The 11,452-nt window shown below is 65.1% G+C and carries 13 protein-coding genes; 7 read left to right on the top strand and 6 right to left on the bottom strand.

The features are described from left to right. Window positions 1–5 precede the first annotated feature (5 nt). Window positions 6–1,052: an alpha/beta fold hydrolase gene (locus N5B55_RS07020; protein WP_304539586.1), complete on the bottom strand. Its 1,047-nt coding sequence runs from the start codon at window positions 1,050–1,052 to the stop codon at window positions 6–8. 33 nt (window positions 1,053–1,085) lie between these two features. Then, window positions 1,086–2,006 (bottom strand): DMT family transporter, encoded by a 921-nt coding sequence (locus tag N5B55_RS07015; RefSeq protein WP_304539585.1) that lies wholly within the window; start codon window positions 2,004–2,006, stop codon window positions 1,086–1,088. A gap of 141 nt (window positions 2,007–2,147) precedes the next feature. Between N5B55_RS07015 and dapC the strand changes: the two genes are divergently transcribed. Genes dapC through prmB form a run of 7 tightly spaced genes read left to right on the top strand, consistent with a single transcriptional unit; the run spans window position 2,148 to window position 7,669 of the window. Beyond that, complete coding sequence (dapC, locus tag N5B55_RS07010) at window positions 2,148–3,347, top strand: succinyldiaminopimelate transaminase (protein ID WP_037043432.1); 1,200 nt, start codon at window positions 2,148–2,150, stop codon at window positions 3,345–3,347. Window positions 3,348–3,392: 45 nt separating this feature from the next. Then, entirely contained in the window at window positions 3,393–4,220 is an 828-nt protein-coding gene (dapD, locus tag N5B55_RS07005) for a 2,3,4,5-tetrahydropyridine-2,6-dicarboxylate N-succinyltransferase (RefSeq protein WP_012761885.1), read from the top strand. Window positions 4,221–4,280: 60 nt separating this feature from the next. Further along, window positions 4,281–4,694 (top strand): hypothetical protein, encoded by a 414-nt coding sequence (locus N5B55_RS07000; protein WP_009238253.1) that lies wholly within the window; start codon window positions 4,281–4,283, stop codon window positions 4,692–4,694. A gap of 14 nt (window positions 4,695–4,708) precedes the next feature. Further along, on the top strand, window positions 4,709–5,053 hold the full coding sequence (locus N5B55_RS06995; protein WP_012761883.1) for an arsenate reductase: 345 nt from the start codon (window positions 4,709–4,711) through the stop codon (window positions 5,051–5,053). Between the two features lie 25 nt (window positions 5,054–5,078). Next, window positions 5,079–6,230 carry a succinyl-diaminopimelate desuccinylase gene (gene dapE, locus N5B55_RS06990; protein ID WP_304539584.1) on the top strand — a complete coding sequence of 384 codons (1,152 nt, stop codon included), beginning with the start codon at window positions 5,079–5,081 and terminating at the stop codon, window positions 6,228–6,230. Between the two features lie 10 nt (window positions 6,231–6,240). After that, window positions 6,241–6,759, top strand: coding sequence for a class IV adenylate cyclase (locus tag N5B55_RS06985; RefSeq protein ID WP_304539583.1), 519 nt, complete (start codon window positions 6,241–6,243; stop codon window positions 6,757–6,759). 7 nt (window positions 6,760–6,766) lie between these two features. Next, on the top strand, window positions 6,767–7,669 hold the full coding sequence (gene prmB / locus N5B55_RS06980) for a 50S ribosomal protein L3 N(5)-glutamine methyltransferase (RefSeq protein WP_012761880.1): 903 nt from the start codon (window positions 6,767–6,769) through the stop codon (window positions 7,667–7,669). 320 nt (window positions 7,670–7,989) lie between these two features. Here the strand turns inward: prmB and N5B55_RS06975 are convergent, their stop codons facing one another. The 4 genes from N5B55_RS06975 to gsiD form a co-directional block, all read right to left on the bottom strand. Further along, on the bottom strand, window positions 7,990–8,358 hold the full coding sequence (locus N5B55_RS06975; RefSeq protein ID WP_154207429.1) for a chitin-binding domain-containing protein: 369 nt from the start codon (window positions 8,356–8,358) through the stop codon (window positions 7,990–7,992). Between the two features lie 326 nt (window positions 8,359–8,684). Beyond that, on the bottom strand, window positions 8,685–9,500 hold the full coding sequence (locus tag N5B55_RS06970; protein WP_009238259.1) for a M55 family metallopeptidase: 816 nt from the start codon (window positions 9,498–9,500) through the stop codon (window positions 8,685–8,687). An 8-nt stretch (window positions 9,501–9,508) separates the two neighbouring features. Continuing rightward, entirely contained in the window at window positions 9,509–10,534 is a 1,026-nt protein-coding gene (locus N5B55_RS06965) for a DmpA family aminopeptidase (protein ID WP_304539582.1), read from the bottom strand. A gap of 9 nt (window positions 10,535–10,543) precedes the next feature. After that, on the bottom strand, window positions 10,544–11,443 hold the full coding sequence (gsiD, locus tag N5B55_RS06960) for a glutathione ABC transporter permease GsiD (RefSeq protein WP_304539581.1): 900 nt from the start codon (window positions 11,441–11,443) through the stop codon (window positions 10,544–10,546). Window positions 11,444–11,452: the final 9 nt, after the last annotated feature.

The following is an 11,452-nucleotide window of genomic DNA, read 5'->3' as shown; positions in this document are numbered from 1 at the left end:
CGGCGTCAGTCCGGGCGACGGGTGCGCGACGGCCCGGGCGCGGCGAGCCAGTCGAGCAGCGCATTGTGCAGCGCATCAGGATCCTGGATTTGTGGCGCATGGCCCGCGTCCGGAAATTCCACCAGCGTCGCGCGCGGAATGGCCTTGGCAGCTGCGCGGCCGAGTTCGGGGTAATGCCCCAGCTGCGCCCGTGCTTCGGGGGGCGCCGCGTCCTTGCCGATGGCCGTGGTGTCTTTCTGGCCGATGAGCAGCAGCGTCGGCGGGCGCAACTGGCCGAACTCATAGACGACGGGCTGCGTGTAGATCATGTCGTACAGCAGTGCGGAATTCCACGCCACCAGATCGCGCCCCGGGCCGCGGTACATGCCGGCCAGCATCTGGACCCACGGCTCGTATTGCGTACGCCATTGCCCGGCGTAGTAGGTCGACTGCTCATAGGCGCGGATGCGCTCGGCGGTGGTTTGCTTCTCACGCGCGAACCATTGGTCCACTGTCATGGGCGGCACACCCTTGGTCTTCCAGTCTTCCAGGCCGATCGGGTTGATCATCACCAGCCGCGACACTGCGTTCGGATACATCAAGGCGTAGCGCGTCGCCAGCATGCCGCCCGTCGAATGGCCGATCATGATGGCGTGCTCGATCCCGAGCGACGCCAGCAGCGCATGCGTATTGCTCGCCAGTTGCTGGAACGTGAACTGATATGCGTGCGGCTTGCTGGATTTGCAGAAGCCGATCTGATCCGGGGCGATCACGCGGTAGCCGGCACCCGTCAGCGCGGCGATCGTGCCTTCCCAGGTGGCCGCGCAGAAGTTCTTGCCGTGCAGCAGCACCGCCACCTGGCCGTTCGGCTGCCTGGGTGCGACGTCGAGGTACGCCATCTCTAGTGCATTGCCCTGCGACTCGAACTTGAAAAGCTTGACCGGAGCGGGATATTCGAAGCCCTCCAGGCGCGGGCCATACACGGGGCCGGTCTCTGCCGGAGCGGCGTACGCGGCGGTGGAAGCAATCGACAACGCAACCGTCAACGCAGCAAGAATCGAGCGAAGCAACATCGGCAACTCCTTGGATTGCGAAACGCTGGCAGCCTACTTGCGCCGGGACAGCCCCGACAGCGCGCCTGCCAGGATGATGCACGCGCCGCCCGCCATTTCCTGAGGGGACAGGCGTTCCGCCGTCAGCAGCGCGGACGACACGGCCGCGACCACGATTTCGAAGAGCATCAGCAGCGCCGCACGATTGGCCGGCAAGCGCTGCAGGCCGCGCTGCACCATCGCATTGCCGCCGACCAGTACGCAGGCCATGCCCACCAGCAGCAGCCACGTATTGCCTTGCGAAAAAGCCGCGGGCACCGTGCGCACGCCATCGAGCATCAACGCAGCTGGAAAGCCCACCAGCGCGCAGCCTGCGAAAACGACCACAGTGCGCATTTCCGGGCGCATGGTCGGATGGCGCTGCCCCGCCAAGCGTGAGAGCACGTTGTTGCAAGCAAAAGCGAGCCCTGCAATCAGCCCCGCCCATTCCGCCGCTGAACCGGGCCACGGCGTGCCGGCCTCACCCGACCACAGCATCATCATCGCGCCCGACAGCGCCAGCGCGAGCAGCACACCGCCGCGCCAGCCCAGGCGCTCGTGCAGCCACAGGCGCGCCAGCAGGGCGGTCCATACCGGGGTCAGATAGAACAGGAGCAGTACCCGCATGACCGTGCCGTGCACCGTGCCCCAGACGAAACCGGCGTTGGTGATGCCCGCCGCGAGCCCGAGCGCGGGAATCAGCCACGACCATTGAAACGTCCGAAAGTGACGACGCAGCACTATGGCGGCCAGCACGGCTGCGGCTGCGCCCGTCATTGACGAAGCCAGCATGCTGCCGAGCCCCCAGCCGGCCAGCAGGCGGTACGGGTACCAGGAAATGCCCCAGACGGAGGCGCCCAGGAGGATAAACAGTGCAGCCGCCCATTGCGGCTGGTGGTGAGCGGAAGCGTCCGCCGATGAGGCTATCGATGTCATCTAAGCAATAAAAAAACGGCGGAAATCCGCCGCGGCCAGCATTGTCTTGGGGCGGCCAGCACACGTTGGCCGTATAATTTCGGGCTTCCCGGCAAGCGCCAAGCTTGTCCGCTGACCAGCCCAACACCGCCGCCCAACACCGTGAATCCGCGCCTGTCCGCCCTGCAGCCGTATCCGTTCGAGAAACTGAAAGCACTCGTCAAGGACGTGACGCCCAGCGCCGCCCATACGCCCATCAGCTTTGGCATCGGCGAGCCCAAGCACCCGACGCCGGCCCTGGTGAAAGACGCGCTGACGGCGGCGCTCGGCGGGCTGGCGAATTATCCCACGACGCTTGGCTCCGATGCACTGCGACAGTGCATCGCTGCATGGCTGGAGCGCCGCTACGGCTTGCCGAAGGTCGACCCAGCCACTGAAGTCATCCCCGTCAACGGCTCGCGCGAGGCGCTGTTCTCGTTCGCCCAGACCGTGATTGACGGCAGCAAGCCCGGTGCCCGTGTGCTGTGCCCGAACCCGTTCTACCAGATCTACGAAGGCTCGGCGCTGCTGGCCGGTGCCACGCCCCTGTTCGCCAACAGCGACCCGGCGCGCAACTACGCACCCGATTTCGCCGCGATCACGCCCGAAGAATGGCGCAACGTGCAGCTCGTCTTCGTATGCAGCCCCGGCAACCCGACCGGCGCCGTGCTCACCCTCGAAGACTGGAAGCAACTCTTCGCCTTGTCGGACGAATACGGCTTCATCATCGCGTCGGACGAGTGCTACTCCGAAATCTATTTCGACGAGGCCAACCCGCCGCTGGGCGCGCTGCAGGCCGCGCACAAGCTGGGCCGAGGCTTTGACCGCCTGGTGATGTTCTCCAGCCTGTCCAAGCGCTCCAACGTGCCGGGCATGCGTTCCGGCTTCGTGGCCGGCGACGCCAAGCTGCTCAAGGCCTATCTGCTGTATCGCACGTATCACGGCAGCGCGATGAGCCCGTCGGTGCAGTCCGCTAGCATCGCTGCGTGGAATGACGAGACCCACGTGCGCGACAACCGGGCGCAATACGTCAAAAAGTTCCAACAGGTCACGCCGATGCTGGCCGAGGTGCTGGACGTGGCCCTGCCCGACGCCGCCTTCTACCTGTGGGCCAACGTCAAGCGCACGGGCCTGTCGGACACTGAATTCGCACGCCAGCTGCTGGCCGCCAAGAACGTCGCCGTCCTGCCGGGCAGCTACCTCGCCCGCGAGGCGCACGGCACGAACCCGGGCCAGGACTACGTGCGCATCGCGCTGGTGGCCGGCGTGGACGAATGCCTGGAAGGCGCGCGCCGGATTGTCGAGTTCTGCCAGCAACGCTGATCCGTAATTTTCTCTTCTGTTTCCTCTCCGAGAGCCAACAAGACCATGACGCAACAACTGCAATCCCTGATCGACCAAGCGTGGGAAGACCGCGCCAACCTGTCGCCCAAGTCCGCTCCGGCCGATATCCGCGAAGCCGTCGCCAACGTGATCGGGCAACTTGATCGTGGCGCGCTGCGTGTGGCCGAGAAGAAGGACGGCGAGTGGATCGTCAATCAGTGGATCAAGAAGGCCGTGCTGCTGTCGTTCCGCCTGGAAGATAACGCACCGATGGCTGCCGGCGGCTTCACGCAGTTCTACGACAAGGTGCCGAGCAAGTTCGCCGACTACACGGCAGAAGACTTCGCCGCGGGCGGCTTCCGCGTGGTGCCGCCCGCGGTGGCGCGCCGTGGCTCGTTCATCGCCAAGAACGCCGTGCTGATGCCGTCGTACGTGAACATCGGCGCTTACGTTGACGAAGGCACGATGGTCGACACCTGGGCCACCGTCGGTTCGTGCGCACAGATCGGCAAGAACGTCCACCTGTCGGGCGGTGTGGGCATCGGCGGCGTGCTGGAGCCGCTGCAGGCCAACCCGGTCATCATCGAAGACAACTGCTTCATCGGTGCCCGCTCGGAAGTCGTGGAAGGCGTGATCGTTGAAGAAAACTCGGTGATCTCGATGGGCGTGTACCTGGGCCAGTCGACCAAGATCTACGACCGCGAAACCGGTGAAGTCAGCTACGGCCGCATCCCGGCGGGCTCGGTGGTGGTGGCGGGCAACCTGCCGTCGAAGGACGGCTCGCACAGCCTGTACTGCGCCGTGATCGTCAAGAAGGTCGACGCGAAGACGCGCGCCAAGGTTGGCCTGAACGAGCTGCTGCGCGGCGATTAAGCACCGGCGCAAGGCATGCCTGCTAGTCTTGCGGGCATGCCAACCACCTCAAACGCAGCCATGTCCGAACGCAATGCCGCCGGCACCCGCTTCGGCAAGCTGCGCCAACGCATCATGGGTCTTGATCCAAACACCATCGGTACTGTCTTGTCTTTGCTGCCCACTATCCTGGAGCAGGCAAACAAGACCATCGACAAGTTCAAGAACCGCAAGAAAACCGGCACCGAACCGTCCCGCGCAGAAGGCGCCGCGCCCGACCCGAATACACGGATTGCCGAGCTGGAAGCGGCGATCCTGCAGCAGGCTGAATCGGTCAAGCTGCTGGCCGAACAGCACGCCATCACCATCGACGCGTTGCGCGATGAAGCCGCGCGGCTGGAGCGCCGCCTCAGGCGCATGACTTGGCTGGCGTCCATCGGTTTTGCAGTGGCCGTTGCCGCCCTCTCCTTCGCCCTGCAAGCCTTTCGACATTGATTGCGAATCCCACCATGACGACCCTGCATGGCATCCCCAATTGCGACACCGTGAAGAAGGCCCGCACGTGGCTCGAATCGAACGGCGTCGCCTACACCTTTCACGATTTCAAGAAGCAAGGCGTGAGCGCCGACATGCTGGCCGGCTGGCTCAAGCATGTGCCGCTCGCCACGCTGCTCAACCGCAAGGGCACCACGTGGCGCGCCCTGTCTGACGCCGACAAGGCCCGCGCTGAAGACGAGGCTGGCGCCATCGCGCTGATGCAGGCCAACCCGTCGTTGATCAAGCGGCCGGTGCTGGTGCACGGCAAGAGCGTCAACGTCGGTTTTTCGGCGGACCAGTACGCCGCCCTCTTCTAACAATAACGACAACATCGTCACCGTCATGCAGCCCACGCTTGCCCTCACTGAAGACCTGATCCGCCGCCGCTCCGTCACGCCCGAAGACAAGGGCTGCCAGGACGTGCTGATCGAACGCCTGACCGCCGCCGGGTTCCAATGCGAAACCGTGATCAGCGGCCCGGACCACTTTCGGGTGACCAACCTGTGGGCCATCAAGCGCGGCCGCGCCGGCACCGACGGCAAGCTGCTCGTGTTCGCTGGCCACACTGATGTGGTGCCCACCGGCCCGGTTGAGCAATGGCACTCCGATCCGTTCGAACCGACGCACCGTGACGGCAAGCTCTACGCGCGCGGCGCGGCAGACATGAAGACGTCGATTGCCGGCTTCGTGGTGGCCTCGGAAGAATTTGTTGCCAAGCACCCGGACCACGCCGGCTCGATCGGCTTTCTGATCACCAGCGACGAAGAAGGCCCGGCGCACGACGGCACCGTCAAGGTATGCGACCTGCTCCGCGCACGCGGCGAGCGCCTCGATTACTGCGTGGTCGGTGAGCCGACTTCGGTGTCGACCCTCGGCGACATGGTCAAGAACGGGCGACGCGGTTCGCTGTCGGGCAAGCTCACAGTGAATGGTGTGCAGGGCCACATCGCGTATCCGCATCTGGCCAAGAACCCGATCCACCTGGCCGCACCGGCGCTGGCTGAGCTGGCCGCCGCAAACTGGGACGACGGCAATGCCTACTTCCCGCCGACCACGTGGCAGATGTCGAATATCCACGGCGGCACGGGCGCGACGAACATCATTCCCGGCCACGTGACGATCGACTTCAACTTCCGCTTCTCGACCGCCAGCACGCCGGACGGCCTGAAGGCGCGCGTGCACGGCATTCTCGATGCGCACGGCCTCGACTACACTCTTGACTGGACGCTGGGCGGCGAGCCCTTTTTGACCGAGCGCGGCGACCTGTCCGATGCCCTCGCCTCCGCCATCCAGGCCGAGTGCGGCGTGACCACCGAGCTGTCAACCACGGGCGGTACCTCGGACGGCCGCTTCATCGCCAAGATCTGCCCGCAGGTGATCGAGTTCGGCCCGCCGAACGCGAGCATCCACAAGATCGACGAACACGTCGAAGTGGCATTCATCGAGCCGCTGAAAAACGTGTATCGCCGCGTCTTGGAAACGTTGATCGCCTGAGGTTCCCCAGATGGCGCGCAACGTCGAGATCAAGGCGCATGTGCGCGACGTGGCTGCACTCATTGAGCGCGCGGCCGCCATCGCGGATTCCGGCCCCGAGCGCATCGAGCAGGACGACACGTTCTTTGCCTGTGCGAATGGGCGCCTGAAGCTGCGGCAGTTCTCGACCGGGCGCGGCGAGCTGATCCATTACTTCCGCGCCAACAGCGCCGGCCCGCGTGTGTCGGACTACCACATCGTTCCGACCAGCGCGCCCGACGCCCTGCGCGCCACGCTGGCCGCCGCCATCGGCACCGCCGGCCGCGTCATCAAGTTTCGCCACCTTTATCTCGCGGGCCAGACGCGCATTCATGTGGATGCGGTGAAAGACCTTGGCGATTTCGTTGAACTTGAAGTCGTGCTGCGCGAAGACCAATCCGAAGACGATGGCGTGGCCATCGCGCACGCCCTGATGCAATCCCTCGGCATTGCCGAATCCGACCTGCTTGACGTCGCTTACGTCGATTTGCTGGCCGCACAACAACATTGAGCCGAAGATGACCACGCCCACCCTGCCCACCTCCCACCCGTTCACGACCGTTCGCGACCTGCTGCGCTACGCCGTGTCGCGCTTCACCGCCGCCGGGCTTGTCTTCGGCCACGGCAGCGAGAACGCCTACGACGAAGCCGCTTACCTGATCCTGCACACGCTGCATCTGCCGATCGATACGCTGGAGCCGTTCCTGGACGCACGCCTGCTGCCCGAAGAAGTGGCTGCCGTGCTGAAGGTGATCGAGCGCCGCGCTGTCGACCGCGTGCCCGCCGCGTACATCACGCACGAGGCATTCATGCACGGCATGCGCTTCTACGTGGACGAACGCGTGATCGTGCCGCGCAGCTTCATCGGCGAATTGCTGGAAGACGGTCTGGAACCGTGGATCGACCAGGAAGACGGTCCGACCGATGTGCTGGAGCTGTGTACCGGCTCGGGCTGCCTGTCGATCCTGGCGGCGCTGCAATGGCCCAACTCGACCATCGACGCAGTGGACCTGTCGCCGGATGCACTGGTGGTGGCCAATCGCAATGTCGACGAATACCACCTGCAAGATCGCATCCGCCTGCACGAAGGCGACCTGTATGCGCCGCTGCCACCGGGCGTGCATTACGACGTGATCCTGACGAACCCGCCGTACGTGAACGAGGCATCGATGCAGGCATTGCCGCCTGAGTACCGTGCCGAGCCGCACATGGCGCTGGCAGGAGGCAACGACGGCATGGACATCGTCCGCCGCATCCTGGCCGATGCACCACGCCACCTGAAGCCGCACGGCGTGCTGGTGGTGGAAATCGGTAACGAGCGTGAAAACGTTGAGGCGGCGTTCCCGGATCTCGACCTGGTCTGGCTGCCGACCAGCGCAGGTGAAGACCAGGTGTTCCTGGTTACGCGCGAGGCGCTTTAAGCGAATGGGGTTCCGAACCGCACGCGTGGGGTTCGGAACTCGGCAGGTCGGCGTTCGGAACGCCGTGGTCCGGGTTGCGAACGCCGCGTTTCCGGTTACAAACGCCGCGATTGACGTTCAGAACGCCATGTGTGGGGTTCGGAACGCCTGGTCTCCGGGTTCCGAACCCCACATCTCTGGTTCTGGACTCGAAGATTGCCGTTCAGAACCGCATGCGCCGGGCTTTGAACCGCGCATTTGACGTTCGGCACCCGACGCGCCGAGTGCAACACTCCGGCGAGGCTGCAACGGCCGTCACAGCGGAAACAACCGAAACAGCGTCAGGACTTGATCTCGTCACAGGCGTCTTTCACAACGCAAATGGAAAAGCGCTGATCGAACACCTGGCCGCTTGGGCAGTGGTCGAAGACGGCGTGCGACTGTGCGTCGCAGGTGGCGTAGGCGGTGGTGCAGTTGGTGCGCACGGGTTGCTTGGGACCACGGTTGGTGCCGTCGTCGAGCATGAAGCGGCCCGATGGCGCGGGGCATTTGAATTCTGCGGCGGCCTTGGCGAGCGCGGCGGCCGCCTTTTCGGCTTTGGACGTCTGCGGCGTGGGCGGGTTGGCTGGTGATGGACGGCGGTCGCAGGCCGATACCGTTACCACTGCTAGCGCACACAGCAACGTGGTGAGGGTGAGTGCGCGGGTCATGGGGGGCTCCTTCGGGGTTGGACGTCCTGAAGTTTACGCTGCGATGTGCGTTTTTGGTCCATCCCTGTTTCGTCCCCTGGCGGGGCCGACCTACTTTCTTTGTCTTGCCAACCAAAGGTAGGCAAAGAAAGGCGCGCCCGAGATGGCGAAAGATTCCTTGAATTTCCGTAACCGGGCGGAGAAGGACCGAAACTCGCTTCGCTCAGACAGTTCCCCGTCTTTTTTCCGCCCGCTTACAGAAATTCAAGGCGCCATCAAGGGCAGGAACGTCAACGGCCAAACCGTCTGAGCGCGAGCGTTGGCGCTGTGATGTGCTGAGCTGGCGCTCAGCGGAGCATCGCTGACATGGCGGAGAGGCTGTTGAGCATGCGTACGGCATGTTCTACGGAGTCGGCGGCGAAGCGCAGCATCGTGCCGTCGACGCGCTCCAGGGCGGGCCATTGGCAGAACAGATCGGCCAATGCGGGCGTTTGTGTTTGCAGGCGGCAGACGATCGGTGCCTGGAGGCGCAGCGGCATGCTGAAATGGCCGCGCCGTACCGTGGCTTTCACCGCTGCGTAGATGGCTTCGCACGACTGCTCGGGCGAGAGCGATGTGCCGGCGTTCTGTCCTTCCGCCTGTTTGGTCTCGACGAACGTGGTGTGCGGCAACAGCGGTTTGGTTTCCTTGATAAATACATCGTCGCCGCTGGCAACGGCCACCGGCACGCCGCGCTCCCCGGCCAGGGCGCCGTAGAGGCCGGCCTCGCCCAATTCCTGCTCGTTGAACCAGACGCGCGCGAAGGCAAAGCTGTTGATGGTGTGTGCCAGCACGCCGCGGCTGCCGGCGCGCGCGTGGTAGCCGATCATGCAGACGGCGTCGCAGCCGTCCACGCCGGCCATCATGCTGAGGTAGCGCGGCTTGCCGAGGACGAAGCGTGCGCGGCGGTCGATGGAATCGGGGATGAGGTTGCGGAAACCTCCGTGCGAATCGTTGACGAGCACGTCCGTGGCGCCGCCGTCGAAGGCACCGCGCACGGCGGCATCGGCTTCGGCGGTCATCCAGCGGCGGGCGCGTTCGTATTCGCCGTTGCCGGCGCGCGTCTGCTCGGGGTGGAACACGTTGGCCACGCCTTCGATGTCGGCGGAAATCAGGATTCGCATGAGTCAGGTCAGAGCAATTCGGTCAGTGCGCGGCGGGTGTTGCCGTCGCGGCCGGTGACGGCTGTTGCGCGGAACAGCGCGTGTACGATGGCTTGTTCGACGCTGTCGGCGGCGGCCTGGAACAGCGGGTCGAGATGCGATTCGTGTGTCATGGAGACGGCTGGCATGGCGCGCGCGCCCTCGTGCGGCACGGTGTAGGCAGTGGAGAACGCCAGTGCGATATCGCCGCTGCCATGGCCGAAGACGGAGCCGGTGCGTGCCAGGCCGGCGCCCGCGCGCAAGGCGAGGCGGCGCAACTGGCGTGCATCGAGCGGCGCGTCGGTGGCGAGCAGCATGATGATCGAGCCCTTCTCCGGCTCCGGTGTGGCCGCGGCGAGCGCGCTCGCCAATTCCGCACCGACGTTGCGCCCGCCAAGTGTCAGGTTTTTGGTCACGCCAAAGTTGGACAGCACGAGCGCGCCGACAGTACGTTGTGCGCCGTCGGCGAGTGTCACCACGCGCGATGCAGAACCGATGCCGCCCTTCACGCCGAACGACGACATCCCGCGCCCTGCCCCCACCGCGCCTTGCTCGAACGCTTGGGCTGCCGCAGCGTAGGCCGCGTCGTAGTGCACGTCCTGCACGGCAAACGCCTGCAGGTCGTTCAGGTAGCCGTCATTGCATTCGAAGACGAGCGGATTGACGGTCGACCACGTGCGGCCGATCTGCGGGTTGGCGGCAACCGCCTGGCGGATCTGCGCTTGCGCCACAGTGCCCACGGCAAACGTGTTGGTCAGCGCAATCGGCGTTTCCAGCACGCCCAGCTCGTCCACCTGCACGAGGCCGATGCTCTTGCCGAAACCGTTGAGCACCACGCTGGCGGCGGGCACCTTGTCGAGGAACGGGTCGCCGGCATGCGGGCGTACCACGGTCACGCCGGTCTGGATGTCGCCGCCGGCAATCGTGGCGTGGCCGACGGTCACGCCTGCCACGTCGGAGATGCTGTCGCGTGCGCCGGCCGGCAGTGCGCCGATGTGCGGAAGGCTCAGTGGCATGCGAAGAACTCAGCGGCGGTCGATCTTCGGATCCAGCGCGTCGCGCAGGCCATCGCCCAGCAGGTTGAACGCCAGCACGGTCAGGAAGATGGCCAAGCTTGGGAAAATCGCCACGTGCGGCGCCGTCACCATGTCGGCGCGCGCCTCGTTGAGCATCGCGCCCCACTCAGGGGTGGGCGGCTGGGCGCCGAGGCCCAGGAACGAGAGGCTGGCTGCGGTGATGATCGAGGTGCCGATCCGCATCGAGAAGTACACGACGATGGACGAAATCGTGCCCGGCAGGATGTGCCGCATGATGATCGTCCAGTCGGACGCGCCGATGCTGCGCGCGGCTTCCACATACGTCAGGTGCTTGAGCATGAGCGTGTTGCCGCGCACCAGCCGCGCAAACGCCGGAATGCTGAACACCGCCACGGCAAAGATCACGTTGATCATGCCGTTGCCCAGGATGGCCACGATGCCGATGGCCAGCAGAATGCCGGGAAAGGCGAACAGCACGTCGGAGATGCGCATGACGATGCGGTCCCACCAGCCTTCGTAGTAGCCGGCCAGCAGGCCGAGCATGGTGCCCACGATGGCGCCGATGATGACCGACACGAAGCCCGCTTCCAGCGAGATGCGCGTACCCATCAGGATGCGGCTGAAGATGTCACGGCCCAGCGAATCGACGCCAAACCAATGCTGCGCCGACGGGCCCGCGTTGAGCGCGTCGTAGTCGAAAAAGTTTTCTGGATCGAACGGCACGATGTGCGGCGCGAGGATGGCGATCACCGCCAGCGCGATCACGAACACACCGGCGCCCATCGCCAGATGCTGCTTGCGGAACTTGCGCCAGAACTCCGTCCACGGGGTACGGACGGGCTCGGTCGAAGCTTGTGCGGCGATGGCCGGATTGGATGCCTGCGTCATGATGGGCCC

The organism is Ralstonia pickettii (assembly GCF_030582395.1).
Taxonomy (GTDB): Bacteria; Pseudomonadota; Gammaproteobacteria; order Burkholderiales; family Burkholderiaceae; genus Ralstonia; species Ralstonia pickettii_D.
The sequence above is the reverse complement of the archived record's forward strand: the minus strand, read 5'-3'. Positions and strand labels throughout refer to the sequence as shown.